The 14,093-nt window shown below is 61.7% G+C and carries 14 protein-coding genes and 1 pseudogene; 4 read left to right on the top strand and 11 right to left on the bottom strand.

Translation table 11 applies throughout. The features are described from left to right. Window positions 1-42 precede the first annotated feature (42 nt). The 3 genes from TERRO_RS21675 to TERRO_RS22965 all read right to left on the bottom strand — a co-directional run bounded on the left by TERRO_RS21675 (window position 43) and on the right by TERRO_RS22965 (window position 3,266). Window positions 43-1,632 (bottom strand): two-component system sensor histidine kinase NtrB, encoded by a 1,590-nt coding sequence (locus tag TERRO_RS21675; RefSeq protein ID WP_014783953.1) that lies wholly within the window; start codon window positions 1,630-1,632, stop codon window positions 43-45. Between the two features lie 44 nt (window positions 1,633-1,676). After that, on the bottom strand, window positions 1,677-2,768 hold the full coding sequence (locus TERRO_RS00145) for a WD40/YVTN/BNR-like repeat-containing protein (protein ID WP_014783952.1): 1,092 nt from the start codon (window positions 2,766-2,768) through the stop codon (window positions 1,677-1,679). A gap of 66 nt (window positions 2,769-2,834) precedes the next feature. Further along, window positions 2,835-3,266, bottom strand: coding sequence for a hypothetical protein (locus tag TERRO_RS22965; RefSeq protein WP_157178204.1), 432 nt, complete (start codon window positions 3,264-3,266; stop codon window positions 2,835-2,837). 24 nt (window positions 3,267-3,290) lie between these two features. On the opposite strand from TERRO_RS22965, the gene TERRO_RS00135 reads away from it, so the two are divergent. Next, complete coding sequence (locus TERRO_RS00135; RefSeq protein ID WP_014783950.1) at window positions 3,291-3,494, top strand: KTSC domain-containing protein; 204 nt, start codon at window positions 3,291-3,293, stop codon at window positions 3,492-3,494. A gap of 56 nt (window positions 3,495-3,550) precedes the next feature. Next, the gene (locus TERRO_RS00130; protein ID WP_014783949.1) at window positions 3,551-3,937 is read left to right on the top strand and encodes a hypothetical protein; all 387 of its coding nucleotides are present in this window, start codon (window positions 3,551-3,553) and stop codon (window positions 3,935-3,937) included. Window positions 3,938-3,944: 7 nt separating this feature from the next. Here TERRO_RS00130 and TERRO_RS23545 read toward each other — a convergent pair whose 3' ends face one another. After that, entirely contained in the window at window positions 3,945-5,267 is a 1,323-nt protein-coding gene (locus tag TERRO_RS23545; RefSeq protein WP_245536170.1) for a CDP-alcohol phosphatidyltransferase family protein, read from the bottom strand. 70 nt (window positions 5,268-5,337) lie between these two features. On the opposite strand from TERRO_RS23545, the pseudogene TERRO_RS00120 reads away from it, so the two are divergent. Beyond that, window positions 5,338-6,054, top strand: a pseudogene (locus tag TERRO_RS00120) (YoaK family protein); the annotation flags it as partial. 15 nt (window positions 6,055-6,069) lie between these two features. Here the strand turns inward: TERRO_RS00120 and TERRO_RS00115 are convergent. The 5 genes from TERRO_RS00115 to TERRO_RS21670 form a co-directional block, all read right to left on the bottom strand. Continuing rightward, on the bottom strand, window positions 6,070-6,549 hold the full coding sequence (locus TERRO_RS00115) for a GreA/GreB family elongation factor (RefSeq protein ID WP_014783946.1): 480 nt from the start codon (window positions 6,547-6,549) through the stop codon (window positions 6,070-6,072). 82 nt (window positions 6,550-6,631) lie between these two features. Further along, window positions 6,632-7,078: a Holliday junction resolvase RuvX gene (gene ruvX / locus TERRO_RS00110; RefSeq protein ID WP_014783945.1), complete on the bottom strand. Its 447-nt coding sequence runs from the start codon at window positions 7,076-7,078 to the stop codon at window positions 6,632-6,634. A 6-nt stretch (window positions 7,079-7,084) separates the two neighbouring features. Beyond that, window positions 7,085-7,807 (bottom strand): hypothetical protein, encoded by a 723-nt coding sequence (locus tag TERRO_RS00105; RefSeq protein WP_014783944.1) that lies wholly within the window; start codon window positions 7,805-7,807, stop codon window positions 7,085-7,087. A 94-nt stretch (window positions 7,808-7,901) separates the two neighbouring features. Beyond that, entirely contained in the window at window positions 7,902-8,789 is an 888-nt protein-coding gene (locus TERRO_RS00100; protein ID WP_014783943.1) for a TIGR03435 family protein, read from the bottom strand. A 20-nt stretch (window positions 8,790-8,809) separates the two neighbouring features. After that, window positions 8,810-10,150, bottom strand: coding sequence for a hypothetical protein (locus TERRO_RS21670; protein ID WP_014783942.1), 1,341 nt, complete (start codon window positions 10,148-10,150; stop codon window positions 8,810-8,812). Between the two features lie 382 nt (window positions 10,151-10,532). Between TERRO_RS21670 and TERRO_RS00090 the strand changes: the two genes are divergently transcribed. Beyond that, window positions 10,533-12,137 (top strand): DUF5060 domain-containing protein, encoded by a 1,605-nt coding sequence (locus TERRO_RS00090; RefSeq protein WP_014783940.1) that lies wholly within the window; start codon window positions 10,533-10,535, stop codon window positions 12,135-12,137. A 169-nt stretch (window positions 12,138-12,306) separates the two neighbouring features. On the opposite strand, the gene TERRO_RS00085 is transcribed toward TERRO_RS00090, so the two are convergent. Together TERRO_RS00085 and TERRO_RS23500 are read right to left on the bottom strand one after the other, a co-directional pair. Continuing rightward, complete coding sequence (locus tag TERRO_RS00085) at window positions 12,307-13,107, bottom strand: outer membrane protein (protein ID WP_014783939.1); 801 nt, start codon at window positions 13,105-13,107, stop codon at window positions 12,307-12,309. A 267-nt stretch (window positions 13,108-13,374) separates the two neighbouring features. Then, window positions 13,375-14,028, bottom strand: coding sequence for a septal ring lytic transglycosylase RlpA family protein (locus TERRO_RS23500; protein WP_052313235.1), 654 nt, complete (start codon window positions 14,026-14,028; stop codon window positions 13,375-13,377). Window positions 14,029-14,093 lie beyond the last annotated feature (65 nt).

The following is a 14,093-nucleotide window of genomic DNA, read 5'->3' as shown; positions in this document are numbered from 1 at the left end:
GATGATTTCACGGCTGCGCCCTGCGGGACAAAGGCGAGCGAACTAGCGGGAAGGCGTGTTGGTGGTGGGTGCTGCGTCGAAGGGCAGGAAGAGCGCTGCGACGGTGCCCCGACGGCCTTCGCGCTGGCAGCTGCGCAGGTGCAGCGCGCCGCTGTGGCGATTGACGATGTCGCGGCTGATCCACAGGCCGAGTCCGCTGCCGTTGATGCCCTTGGTGGTGAAGAACGCCTCAAAGACGCGTGTGAGGGTATCTGGCGGCATGCCTGTGCCGGTATCGGCGATGGTCAGCATCAGCCCCTTCTGGCCCGTTGCCCAACGCGTGGCCTCGCGGCTGCGTACGATCAGGCGGCCGCCCAGCGGCATGGCGTCGATCGCGTTGCCGACCAGGTTATTCAATACCTGACGAATATCGCCTTCGAAGATGCGAACGGGCCGGTCGGCACGTTTGCGTTCCTCAACTGTGATCCGGGAGTTTCGCAGTTTGCCCTCGAACATGCCGAGGACGGACGAAAAGAGGTCGACACAGGTGATCTCACGCGGACTGGTGGACTGCCGATGGAAACGCAGTGTCTGGTTGGTGATGACGGCGACGCGACGAAGCTCCGCATCGGCCATATCGAGCAGGCCCGCGATCTCTTCCTTGTCGGGCGTATGGCGCGCGATATAGAGCAGGTTCGTCACAGATTCGAGCGGGTTGTTGATCTCATGCGCGATGGAGGAGGCAAGGCGTCCGACTACGGCGAGCTTCTCCGTTTGCATCAGTGCGGCGAGTGCGCGCCGCTTCTCACTGATATTGCGGGAGAAAGTGACCAGCCCGTCCGCAGTGGGGTAGACCTCAACCTCAAGCCAGAGATTCCATGGTGCGGGATGGTGGGTCTCAAAGGATCCCGGTACGCCCTGATCCATGGCGCGGGTGTAGTGCTCCAGGTAGGGCGAACCTTCGTACGATGCGTCCGGAAAGGACTCCCACACGTCGCACCCGACGAGATCGCGTCCCTTGCTGTAGAGCGTCTCCGCGGCTTCGTTCAGGTAGCTGATGCGCCAGTCGCGGTCCACGCCGACCACGGCGTCCTTGGTCGCGCTGAGGAACTGGTGCATACGCGTCGCGATGGTGTCGCGCTCGCGCAGAGCCAGCACGGCATTTGTGGTGTTGCGGTGCGGGACGAGGACGCCGGCAATCTCGCCACGATAGCGCACGGGCACACGCGAGTAGGTCCAGTAATGGTCCTCCAACACGACGCCTCGGGCCACCGGGATCAGCACATTCTCATGCACTACCGTCTTCCCCGACAGATAGCAGTCGTCCATCTCCGGGCCGACGATGTCCCATGCCTCGAGAAAGACCTGGCGGTAAGACTCGCCCATCGCCGCTGGGTGCTTGGTGCCGAGCGATTGGATTGCCGCCTCATTGTAGAAGGTGTTGTACTCCGGCCCCCAGGCCATCAGGACCGGCAGCGGCGCATCGAGTACATGGAGGACCGTAGTCACCAGCACCTCTGGCCAGCTATCGATTGGCCCGAGCGATGTCGCGGCCCAGTCGTACGCACGCACCAGATCGTGCATCAGGCCGGTGCCCGTGATGCGGTTCACGCCTACGGGTTCGCTCGCGACTTGGGTGATCGTCAGAGACATCTTCAACTTTGGAGAAAGGGTAGCTTCGCTGGACCACGCTCATCCTACCTTGCAGATTGAAACGCATCCGTTCGCAACCGGGCAATACGTCCTTTGGGGCCTACGACGAAAGGGAGCGAGAGCGCATTCCAATCCTTGTCGGCGCCCGGCGCATCGCCCCTGGCAGGGTTGGGGAGCAGCGGTTGCCAATGGATGCCGTTATCCGTGGAGATGTCGGTGCCGTTAGGGCCCGTGGTGATCCAGGTCTTTGTCGTGACGTCGTAGGCGACGGTGCTGCGGTAGCCATGGGGTTGCGTCATCGCGGCGTGCCAGGTCTGGCCGTCGTCGAGGCTTACCGCTGCGGTCATGGTAGAGTTTCCGGGCTGCGTGTAGTCGCCGCCGACGGCAACGATTGCCTGCGAGGTTGCGATGAGTGCGAAGATGCCGGCGGCGTCACCCTCTGCCTGCAGAGGCAGGTGGATGCGGTCGAAGGGGAGCCGGTCGAGGCAGAGTTCGGGCTGGTTGTAGCTCTGCGATTGCGAGCAGCCGGGCCACGAGCCGCGGTAAAGATAACCCGCTCCCCCGCCGAAGATGGGCCCCGAAAGCGAGATGATGAAGGACTGGTTGCTGGCGGCGAAGGCGCCAATGTTTCTTGCGGGTGCGTTCAGATCCGGTGATTTGCTTCGCGTCCAGGTGGCGCCAGCGTCCGTGGTGCTGGCCAGGTAAAAGCTGCCCTTGACCGGGTCGCCCAGCAGCCAGCCCTCATCGCGACGCGTGAAGTACATGGCGTCGAAGAAGCCGTCGGGCGCGTCTGGATTGGTGAAGGCTAGTTGCCATGTGGCGCAGCCGTCGGTGGTTTTATAGACGCGGCTGAGGTCACCCTTACCGCTGGACATGACGATGGCTGTCTTCGCATCGAAGGCCTGGATGCCGCGGAAGTCGAGTTTCTCTGCGCCGGCGGGTGTGGCGCAGGCGCTCCAGCGGGCTCCGCCATCGAGCGTTTTTAAGACGGTTCCGCCAGTGCCGCTGGCCCATGCGATCTGCCCGTCCACGTTGGCGATGCCGCGCAGGCCGGCCGTGGTGTTGCTCGTCTGCAGCGTGAACTGCGCGGAGAGTGAGAGGGGCAGGAGAGCGGCAGCAAAGACGAGTTGGCGCATGCGTGGAGTGTATCTCCCGCATTGGGCTTGCTTCCGTACGAATTGCCCCGTCGTTCCGGGTTTCGGCTACGCGCGGACGACCCGGATGATGAAGCGGGCGTTGCCGGTTCGCGTCTCACGCGAGAAGTCGCTGACACCCAGATCGTGCAGGTTTTCGGCTAACTGAAGGCAGAGTTCTTCGCGCCGAAGTTCATCAGGGTCATCAGGTGAGTACAGATTTTTGGAAGAAGAGGGTTTTAAGTAGTACAGGTTCAGCTTGGACATACAGATAAAGAACGCTTGTGAAAAGCGCGCGGATTGAGCGTTTACGGGAAATATTTCAGCGGTGGTCCGTGGCTCTTCCGTCTCGTCCGACCCGAAACGGGTCGGCTGTGTGAAGATTGCGGGAATCTGAACCCTAAACAGTCCACCGCCGAAATTATGTTGCAAAAATGGTGCAACGCAACTATCGTGCGCGCGCTCCCAACTGGGCAGGACGCTGCATAGAGAACGCTGCACACAGAGACGACGGAGGACGCAACCATGACGGGATCAATCCGGGCGATGCGGTATGACGAAGTGGGACAGGTGTTGACGGTGGACTTCCGCGACTGGGCGGGCACGACGCGGTACTTTGAGGTGCCACCGGCCGAGTGGGCTGCGCTGAGCGCGGTCTTTCAAAAGGCGGCCTACCTGCAGCAGGTGCTGCATCCGCGTCACCGGTCGGAGCATTTGCAGGCAGCGTAAGCGCGCGTGTTGCGCCGAGCGTGGCATACAGTGGCTCTGGTACGCTCATCGGCACCATGAACTTCCGCCGCATTGCGTTTCTGACCACGCTCGCCATCCTGACGGCCACCGCCGCAGCGCGCGCGGAGACGATGCGCTTTCACGGCACGGTCGGCCAGCGAAGCGTAACGCTGACGCTGGATGTGAAGGATGAATTGGTCGCGGCGGCGAAGTACAAGTACGACAACGAAGCGTCGGAGGTACCGGTGCCGGAGAGTCGCCTGTTCGGATCGACGATGGTGCTGGCCGATGACGACGGCAACAACTTTCACCTGCACCTGCAGAATGCGGACGGCGGCAGTGTCACGGCCTTTGCCAGGACGCTGAAGCTGACGGGCACCATGCAACGCGAAGAACTGGACCTGCCGGTAAAGCTGGTTCTGGTTGTGGCCTCGCAGCGTTAGCTTGCGGCTATCGTGCGGCGGGGACCAGCTTGCGGCGCTCTGTTTCGAGGTAGGTGTAGCGGATGCGGTGGATGACCGTCATCGTTCCCAGGAAAGCCAGAACCCAGAGTGCAGGTGCCATGACGCCCCAGCGGTCGCAGAGTGCGCCCAGGATGACGAGCACGATGCGTTCCGGGCGCTCCATGAAACCGACCTTGCAGGAGCCGATGAGTGCTTCGGCGCGGGCGCGAGTGTAGCTGATCATCAGCGACGCCGTCATCACGAACGCTGCCAGCACCACATACACAAAGCGGTTGCCGCGCGCGTAATAGACCAGCAGGCCGAAGAAGATGGCAACGTCGGAGTAGCGGTCCATCACCGAATCGAAGAACGCGCCGAAGACGCTGACCTGGTTGGTCTGGCGTGCGACGCGGCCATCGACCATGTCAAAGAGGCCGGCGCCGATCAGAATCAGGCCCGCATACAGGAACATGCGGTGAGCGTTTGCACCGCGCGCATAGCCGAAGAAGAAGGCCGCGATGATGTTGATGATGAGGCCGATGAAGGTGAGCGTATTCGGCGAGATCTTCGACAGCGCCAGGCCGTTGACGATCTTCTGCAGCAGCCAGCCGCTGCCTTTTCCAAATGCGCTTGTCCAGGTGAATCCAGAACTCATGAGTTGATCGCCGTACCTCTTAGCAGTGTAACGTTTTGCGGCGTCTGGCGCGTCGGCGGGGTGATTCTGCTGGTACGGGCGCTGCTGCAGACCGGCTGCGCGACGGATGGCAACCACCAGGGCGTCGCGCGGACCAAGGTTTTCCTGGTCCTGAGAGAGGGCCGGTCGGGGTTGCAGGCGTGCTTCTGCGGCATCCGGGAAGAGCGGCAGCGTATCGATCATGGGTGCCAGGGTGCGGCGTGCGCGGGAGAGGCGGCGTGCCGTCCACCGTGTGCTGATCGGCGGCAGGCCGGCCAGATCGGGCGCCACCCACTGGCTGCGAGCTCGTTCACTGTTCAGCAGATCTGCAGACCAGAAGCTGTGTAGCGGGTTCCCTGTTTCGGGATAATCCGCCAGGCAATCCTCGAGCGTGCGCTCTTCCTGTGCGGCCAGCAGCAGCATCCATCCGCGGGTCATGGTCTCGTGATAGTGGGCGGGGTTGCCGGCACGCGCGGCGAAGGTCTGCAGGCCGCGTTGAATGCTGTCGAAGGCATCGTTGAATGGCAGGCGTTCGAGCAGCAGCCAGGCCAGGCGCAGATGATCGCCATGGTGGAAGCGGCCGGCGGGAATGTCACGGTCCTGAAAAGCGCGCAGGAAGTCCCCATCAGACATCTCGGCGCAACCAAATCGGGGCATACCGGGCAGTGTATCTCGCTGTTTTCGCGTTGCAAGCCCCATTTTGGGAACCGCCTGCGATTATGAAGGCATGCCCCGGCTCTATCTGCGACGACTTACCGGCCGAGAGCGGACGGTTTCGGCGAATCGTGCGCTGGCGCGGTTCCTGGCGTTTGTCGCAGGTGCGGCGAATGCGGGCGGCTTTCTGGCGGTGCGCCAGTACACCTCGCACATGTCCGGCATCACCTCGACCATGGCTGACGGACTGGCTGCGGGCAGCACATTGGTCGTCGGCAGCGCCTTCGCGGCGATCGTGTCCTTCACCGCGGGGGCCATCTCCACGACGCTGCTGATCCGTTGGGGACGGCGACGGACGCTGCACAGCGAATACGCTTTGCCGCTGGTAGCCGAGGCGGCATTGCTGGTCGTCTTCGGCTTGACCGGCCATGTCTTCGAAGGGCGTTCCGAGCTGGCAACCGTCCTGCTGCTGTGTTTCACCATGGGGCTGCAGAATGCGATCGTAACGAAGCTGTCGAATGCGGAGATTCGAACGACGCACGTGACCGGCATGATTACCGACATCGGCATTGCGCTGGGACGGATGATTGCGGCAGCGTGCGGCGACCGCACCGCAACCGACGCCATGGACGCACCGAAGCTGCGGCTGCTTTCGTCGCTGGTGGGGCTATTCTTCGCCGGCGGCGTGGTGGGAGCGCTGGGGTTCCTGCACGTGGGATTTCTCTTCACGCTGCCGCTGGCGGCGCTGCTGCTGTTGCTGGCCGCCCTGCCGGTACTGGACGACCTGCGACAGCTTTAGAGCGTGCTATTCGACGACGGGCGCGACGTCGTGGATGGTGTACAGCTTCAGGATCTCGAGGATGCGCTTGCCGTTGGGCGTAACCACCGTGACTTCATCGCCAAGCTGCTTGCCGACCAGAGCGCGGCCGATGGGCGACGTGGTGCTGATCAGGCCCTTGGTGACATCACTCTCTTCGCTGGTGACCAGCTTGTAGGTGAGCTCTTCTTCCTTGGTCTGGTCGAAGACGACGATGGTCGAGCCGAAGCCGACGCGGTCATTCGGGATGTTGCGCAGGTCGACGAGTGACAGCTCCGCCATGCGCTTCTTCAGCTGGCCGAGGTGCGCGTTCACAAACTCCTGCCGCTGCTTGGCCGAGTGGTACTCGGCGTTTTCGCTCAAGTCACCCAGTGCGACGGCGCGCTTGATCTCCGCCGGCAGCTCCGTGGTGAGCTCGTGCTCCAGTGCGCGAATCTGTTCTTCAAGCTTCTTGGTGACGTCGAGCATGGGCAGTGTTTCCGATCAGCGAAAAAGAGTCCGGAGCAGTGCTGCTGCACGCTGTGCGTGGCAGGGGCTCTTCGACTAATGATTATAGCGATTCTGCAGCATGAGACGCCGCCTGGCCGTCCAGCCAGTCCTGCAGAATGACAACGGCGGCGTACTGATCCAGCACCGCTTTGCGTCCGGGACCTCGCGGGATACCGCGGCGGTCCAGCAGCTCCTCTGCCGCCGCGCTGGTAAGCGTCTCTCGCTGCAGGTGTACGGGCAGTTGCAGTTCCTCCGCCACGGCCTGTGCGAAGGCCTGCGCCTTCTCCGCCTGCGGACTGACGTCGCCCGACGCGTAGCGGGGATCGCCCGAGACGATGGCGGTGACACCATGCTTGCGCACCATGCGCGCTATATCCTTCAATTCCTTACGCAGATGCGTCCGGCCCAGCGTCAGCAGCGGCTGCGCGGTGCCCAGCGCATCCGTGATGGCGATGCCAATGCGGCGATCGCCAATATCCAGCCCAAGGATCCGTGGATGCTCCTGCATGGTGACCTACTGCCTCCGGTCCGTGTTGACCGGCAGATCCGTGTGGCGCTCCGACTCCTGGATCCTGTCCAGGTTGCGCTCACCGCGCAGTACGGATTCCTCCGCGCCCTTCAGCTCAGATGCATCCGATTCCAGCGCGATCACGGTCGCAGCCTCTTCACTCAGCACTTCGAAGTAGCGCTGCAGAGCCTCCGCAGGGACGGGCTGCGTGAGCGGTTGTCCGACGCCCGTGCTGTATTGCGATTCAAAGGCATGTCGCCTCTGGATCGCCTTCACCTCTTCCGCATAGCTGGTGTTGACGCCGTTGAGCGACAGGTCCACCTCCGACCAGGCGCGAACGTCGTCCTGCGGCAGGCGCTCCAGCAACCCGCTGGCGCGTGCTGCGTGCCATGCAGGCATGTCCGGCAGATCGAAGTCGGCAAAACCCGCAGCGGCAGCAGCGGGCAGCGGCTGGTGCGATCGGATGGCAGCGCGCACCTGCGTCATGCGCGCGTTCAGCCATGCCATGCGTGACCGCTGATTCTGTAGCAGGCGATCCGTGTCTTCGACGGTGCGTTCGCCATCCTGATGCAGCGCCTCGCGCAGCTCCGATCGCTGATGGCGGTGATGCGCCATCTCCACCGACTGCTCCATCGCAATCGCGATCAGCAGACCAATGGTGACGATACCGATGTGCGTGAAAAACTCCCGCCAGGTGTGGATAGGGTGCTCTGGTACGTGAACTTCCATGTCGGTCTTGCGAGCCTCAGCAGGAGATACACGCAGGGTACATTGGCGGGAGTCAGGTGGGTATGCCCCACAGGCGGTATCGATGCCCCGGCGACTAGTTTGCGGTGGGCGGCTCAATGCGATCAACGACGATCGCGGGTACGGGCCCCTTGGACGGCGTTAATTTCAACCCGAGCTGATCGCGTACAGCCGTTGCCAGCGGCGGTGCGGGTTCGCCTGCAAGGCCCGCGTCCGCAGGCGTTTTGCTGGCGTCGTCCGGAGTCCATTTCAGGTCGATATCGTAGTCGCCCTTCAGTCCGGTGTTGTCGACGACGTAGCGCTCCAGTTCGTTCGCAAGACTATCGGCAAGCGAGCGGATGTCGGCTCCCTTGCCAACCAGATGGCCATCGTTCTGGCTCATGCTGCGGCTGCGGCGTGGAGCCGGCTTGCCGGCTTCCGGGGCGGGCAGGGAGGCGCTCGGTGTCAGCTTGACGCCCTCGGGCATCACCGTTAAGTCATACACGGGCAGCGTGCGCGTCTCCGCGTGCGCCGCCAGGTGGAAGCGCTCCTTCAGCAGGTTCTGCACCATCTGCCGTCGCTCTTCGTCGGAGAGAGCGCGAAGTGCGGCCATGTCCGGCTCGCTGACCTTCGCGTCCACCTCAAAGTGATCCGACTTAGCCCACGGCGGAAGCCCGCTTACAAGCCACGGCCTGACGTTCCATGCCAGGGCAATCAACTGCTGCGCGGTCATGTTGCTGATGTGCAGATTAGCCGGACGGAAGTTGACGGAGATGTCGCCGTCATTGGGATCGTGCGGTTTGACCGTGGAGATGTCATAGGTGGGCACAGCCTGCGCTGCCGCTGGGCCGGCCGCCAACAAGGCGACAGCGAGTACAGCGCTGCACGAGCAGAATCGGTAAGAGAGCTTCATCACGAGTAGGTACGCAGAAAGAAGGCCGAGGGTTGCAGGAATCTGCAGCCCCTCGGCCCTTTTTGCTTCCATTACTGTTGCGCTTGCGAAGATTACTTGACCTTGATCACCTTCGTTACGGAACCGAAGGAGTTGTTCGCCACCAGGGTGTACGTGGCGCCTGCAACATACGGCGTCACCGTCATGGTCTGCGAGTTCACTGCGGCTGCTTCCTTCACATAGCTGTACGTTGCACCCGTCACATTCCAGGTAAGGACCGTGTTGCCTGCGACCGTTACGCCCGTGAAGCTGTTGATGGCCGGAGCAGCGCCCTGGGGCGTCGCCTGGCTCTTGATCAGCGTGGTCGTCTGCACGACCTCAAAGTTTCCCTCGGTCAGAGCGGCGCTGATGTTCGCAACATCGTCCATGTCCCAGCGCGGATCGTTGTTGGCGCTGAAATACATGTTCGAGCCGTTGTCCGCGACGTACGCACCGTACTTCTTTAGCGCCGTCAGGATCACCTGGTTGGACTTGGAGTACTTCGAGATATCGAAGTTCGCCTTCAGGCGAATACGCATGCCGGGAATGGCTGCGTCCGATCCGTTGCCGGAGCCGTGCGTGGCTGGCAGGATGTAGCTGCCGTTGGTGTTGTTGAAGGTCACGCGCAGCGCGTGGCGGACAGCGCCATTCGCGACTTCGTCATAACGGAGCAGCAGCGGCAATATCGGCAGACCAGCCACATCGGCCGAGGTGTAACCGTAGGGGCGACGCTGCGGCAGGTCCGCGTTCCAAACGGTCTCACTGTAGGCGGAGTACGCGCCGTTGGTCAGCTTCGTCTGGTACAGCTCGTAGATACGGCCGTTCGTCTTGTCGACCTCGAGCGTATGGTGGTCGCTGTCGGCGTTCTTCGCGCCGGGTGTGCCAATGATGCCGTTTTCTGTGGCTGTCTGCGGCGATAGAGGCACCGGTGTTAGGTCACTCTCGTCACCAACCGTGACCTTGGAGAGCCTTACATAGGTGGGTGTGCTGGTGACGTAAACCGGCATGGTGTTGTCGAGATGGAAGTGGTCGCCGTTCGGCACGTTGTATTCGTTCAGCCAGGCCTTCGTCTTCGCCGTGTCGACTGCATTGCCGCTGATGTCGATCAGTGCCTCAGGCACCGTCTGGAAGAGATACCCGTCAAAGTTCGGATTCGTTCCTTCACCAATGCGTGCCAGCGCCGTCGGTGACGCTGGCGCAGCCGGCGTGTTGGCTGCCGGCGTAGTGGTCGCGGGCGCTGTGACAACAGGGGTCGTGGTGCCCGCTGCAGTGGTCACAACGACACTCACGGGAAACTGAATGGTCACACTGGACCCGGATGCCGTGGTGACTGCATTGCCGGTAGTAACAGTGACGGTCTGCGCCGGAATGGAGAGGACGCACAATGCCGGAAGGGCAAAAAGGAGAGGCTTCATTTGTAGTTCCTCGGCACGGGAGTTGAGCTGTGGAGTGCTCTGTGGTTCTAGTTTTTCTTACCCAGGTCGTAAGTCCTGTTTCGGGCCTGAGTCATTGTGGCAGAGGTACGTTACGTTCTGGTTGCGACTTGCGCATCACCGGTATGCCTAATCCGGTCAATGCCTCTGCGCCCTTTGTGTGAGAGATCGTTACCATTTCGCTACGTTTTGGCCGCAGGAATTTCATCGGCGTAGTTCTCCTTCACGTCTAGTGGGTCCGAGCAGAAAATGACTCCGTCGCACGCGACTTGCGTAAACGTGAGAACTATGCCGAACCGGCTAAATGATGCGTGTACAGGGTTTATATGCAAGCGGACTGCCATTGCGCTTGTAAGCTGATCGCGTGAAGAATTTGTCCCGTCGCGATGCATTGAAATTGAGTGGTGCGGTCGCCGCCGCGCTTCTGCCAGCTGCCATTCCGGCACAGCCAACAAGCACCGCCCAACATGCCAGTGTGCGCGTGTGGGAGATCTTCGAACTGACCCTCCAGGGCCCCCGCGAAGATGCCGTAATCAACCCCTGGAAGGTGCGCTGGTCAGTGGTCCTCTCGCAGGGGAACCGGCGGGTCTCCGTGGACGGCTTCTACGATGGCGATGGCAAATACAAGGCGCGCTTTATGCCGGACGCGAAGGGCCCTTGGACGTACACGACCGAGAGCGACGCGCCGCAACTGCGAGGACACGCAGGCCGCTTCGACGCAACGGATGCGAAGCCCGGCGCACATGGCCCGGTAGTCGTACACAATACGCAGCACTTCAGCTATGCGGACGGCACGCCGTACTTCCCCTTCGGCACGACGAGCTATGCGTGGATCCACCAGCCGGAGGCTCTGCAGCAGCAGACGCTGGCAACGCTGAAAGCCGCGCCATTCAACAAGATTCGCATGTGCGTCTTTCCCAAGCACTACGAGTACAACCACAACGAACCGGAGTTCTATCCCTTCGCACGCAGTGGCACGACCAACGATTACACCCGCTTTGACCCACGTTTTTTCGCGCATCTGGAGCGGCGGATTCTCGACCTGCAGGCGATGGGGATTGAGGCCGATCTGATCCTCTTTCATCCGTACGATCGCTGGGGCTACCAGTCCATGAGCGCGGAGACGGATGCGTTTTACCTGCGTTATCTGGTTGCGCGGCTGGGTGCTTATCGCAACGTGTGGTGGTCACTGGCGAATGAGTGGGACCTGATGAAGTCGAAGACGCTTGCGGACTTTGATCGGTTATTTCATGTGCTTGAGAGCGCGGATGCGCATGGGCATCTGCGCTCGATCCACTACTCAGTGACCATGTATGACTACGCGCGGCCATGGGTGACGCACGCCAGCCTGCAGACCGATGAGTTCGAGAAAGCGCCCGGCAGGCTTGCTGCCTGGAAGAAACCGATGGTCTTCGACGAGTGTAAGTATGAAGGCAATCTGAACAAGCGGTGGGGCAACATCAGTGCGGCAGAGATGCTGCGACGCTTCTGGCTGGGCGTGATCAACGGCTGCTACGTCACGCACGGCGAAACGTACCTGCCGGAGACGGACGCCGCCTTCAACGAAGACACAACACCTACGCTATGGTGGGCGCATGGCGGCACACTGCATGGCGAAAGCTCGGCAGGCATCGCGCAGCTGCGCAGACTCGTCGAGGAGAGTGCACCCAGGCCATCGTCACGCATGGGCTTCGATGCACCCGTGAACCCTTACTATCTGAATGCGATCGCCTATGCGCCCGATGGCAAGACGGCCGAGACCATCTTGTACTACCTGGATTCGCATCAGCCCGTCTGGTACGAGTTCCCTCTGCCGGATGCTTCATACACCGCCGAGTTGATCGATCCGGCAGCGAACACCATCACCATGGTGCCCGGAAACTTCCGCGGAAAGACTGCAAAACTTCGGTTGAAAGTAAAGCCTTTTCAGGCGGTTCGGTTCCGTCTGGCCGACACTGCGACCGGGTAATTCTTTCCGCCAGGCGGACTTTTCTTCGCAGTGCATTGGGTACATTCGGTGTCGGCTGAACGACAGTTAAACTCGTCATCCGACACGCCTTAGCAGGATGTAACAGCGTTGCAATGACTCCCGGGCGCACAGAAACTGTGCGCCCGGGGTGGGGAGGGTTATTGGTTTCTTAGAAGCGGTAGTTGGCACCCAGGCGAAGGACGTTGCCCTTGCTCTGGAAGGTGGTGTTGTAGCCCGTACCGCCGCCGCCGGAGCCTGCGATCACGGCGACATTCAGGGTCTGATCCTCAAGCTTGTAGTAGAGATACTCTGCCTTGGTCGAGAGGTGGCGAGCCATCTTGTACTCGGCGCCGCCGCCGACGGCGTAGCCGGTCGACATGCTGGAATTGTTCGCGGTGAACTGTAGAACGTTTGTTGGGGAGGGCCCGAAGAAATTCGCCGAGGACTCAGTCGAACCGTAGGCAAGACCGCCAGTGCCGTAGAACAGGACGCGGCCGGCAGCAAGACCGACGCGACCGCGGACCGTGCCGAGGGACTTCAGGTTCGAGCTGAATGTGTTGTTCAGGCTGGCCCCACCTGTCAGAGCGGTGGTGACGACGGTGCGCTGACCGGAGATGCCAGTGCCGGCCAGGTCCGTTTCGAGACCCAGGACGAAGTGCTGGAACTGGTGGTCATAGCCGATCTGGCCGCCACCGATGATGCCGCTGCGGTCGACCGAAGTGAGCGGGGTGCGTGCGCCGCCGTTCACGTTATTGACGTTTGCCGTCACCTGTCCGGTCGTCACAATGCTGTTGTTGCCGAAGCCGCCGCCAAGATTCAGACCGGCATAGAAGCCTGACCACGAGGTGTCGGTACGAAGCACCCGCGGGTATCCCGGCTGTGCGCTCTGGCCCATCTGTTCCGCTGTGGCAGCGAGGGGCAGAGAAGATGCGATGCCGAGTCCGGCGATTACGAGAAGCATTTTATTCATAGGACGTCTCCAGTTCTGCTCATTCCACGTTCAAATGATCTGGAAACTTAGACTGTCGGTATCTGTCAAAAACCGCCATATCGCGTCACATCCTGTTTCACGATACGAAACAGATGGGTGAGGTTTGCTTGAACCGTGCTGTATGTGCGCGGCCCCTAAAGGCGTGCGAAAGGCGCGAAAGTGGCTGGGAAGGCACGATTTTCGGCTTCAAACGCAACTGAGGGCCGCATCGGCGACCCTCAGTCTCAACTCAAAATAGCCAGCGGTCTATGTCCTGCCAAGAACCTCGAGTTTCACGTTGGCCAGGCCCTTCTGCAGCATGCCCAGTTCCATTGCGGCGGCGGAAGAGAGGTCGATCACGCGGTTGGGTGCGAGTGTGCCGCGGTCGTTGATCTTCACGATCACGGAACGCATGGAGTCTAGGTTCGTCACGCGGACGAGGGTGCCCAGCGGCAGCGTCTTGTGCGCGGCAGTCAGCTTGGTCTCATCAAAGGTCTCGCCACTGGCTGTCTTGCGGCCGTTCCAGACGGTGCCATACCAGGATGCGAGGCCGCGCAGCGGATTACTGTGCAGACCCAGAAAGTGATGGTGCGGCTTCGCAACCGCGGCGGTAGGCGGCGCGGGAGGCGCGATGTGTGGCACCAACTGCGCGGGCGCCAGTGCTGCGGAACGCATCTCCGTGCGGTGCGAAAGGACGATTTCGGTAGCACCGACTGCGCTGAGGGCCGATCCTGCGGCGACGGCAAGGCCGAGTGCCAGCGACGGACGGCGGCGGGCAACGCGAAGAAGCGCGCGCGCATGCAGCAGGGTGCGTGAGAGGGTGTTGGAACCGGCGCGGCGAGCGGCCGATACAGAGCGGCCGGCGCGAGCCAAGGAGGCAATGAAGAGTTCCGAACCGTTATCGGTGTAGTGGACGTTCAAGCAGTAACCTGCAAGACGAAAAGCGTAGCGGATGGAGTTGCGTCCCTGGTCTGGTTTGGACGCGC

This window comes from Terriglobus roseus DSM 18391 (assembly GCF_000265425.1).
Taxonomy (GTDB): domain Bacteria; phylum Acidobacteriota; class Terriglobia; order Terriglobales; family Acidobacteriaceae; genus Terriglobus; species Terriglobus roseus.
Note: the sequence above shows the minus strand (reverse complement) of the source record. Positions and strands in the feature narration are given on the sequence as shown.

Coding starts and splice junctions, on each gene's coding strand:
- TERRO_RS00130 (WP_014783949.1), top strand. CDS start 3,551: ATGAACTTCCGCCGCATTGCGTTTCTGACCACGCTCGCCATCCTGACG.
- TERRO_RS00135 (WP_014783950.1), top strand. CDS start 3,291: ATGACGGGATCAATCCGGGCGATGCGGTATGACGAAGTGGGACAGGTG.
- TERRO_RS00115 (WP_014783946.1), bottom strand. CDS start 6,549: ATGCTCGACGTCACCAAGAAGCTTGAAGAACAGATTCGCGCACTGGAG.
- TERRO_RS00100 (WP_014783943.1), bottom strand. CDS start 8,789: ATGGAAGCAAAAAGGGCCGAGGGGCTGCAGATTCCTGCAACCCTCGGC.
- TERRO_RS00105 (WP_014783944.1), bottom strand. CDS start 7,807: ATGGAAGTTCACGTACCAGAGCACCCTATCCACACCTGGCGGGAGTTT.
- TERRO_RS21675 (WP_014783953.1), bottom strand. CDS start 1,632: ATGTCTCTGACGATCACCCAAGTCGCGAGCGAACCCGTAGGCGTGAAC.
- TERRO_RS21670 (WP_014783942.1), bottom strand. CDS start 10,150: ATGAAGCCTCTCCTTTTTGCCCTTCCGGCATTGTGCGTCCTCTCCATT.
- ruvX (WP_014783945.1), bottom strand. CDS start 7,078: ATGCAGGAGCATCCACGGATCCTTGGGCTGGATATTGGCGATCGCCGC.
- TERRO_RS00145 (WP_014783952.1), bottom strand. CDS start 2,768: ATGCGCCAACTCGTCTTTGCTGCCGCTCTCCTGCCCCTCTCACTCTCC.
- TERRO_RS23545 (WP_245536170.1), bottom strand. CDS start 5,267: ATGCCCCGATTTGGTTGCGCCGAGATGTCTGATGGGGACTTCCTGCGC.
- TERRO_RS00085 (WP_014783939.1), bottom strand. CDS start 13,107: ATGAATAAAATGCTTCTCGTAATCGCCGGACTCGGCATCGCATCTTCT.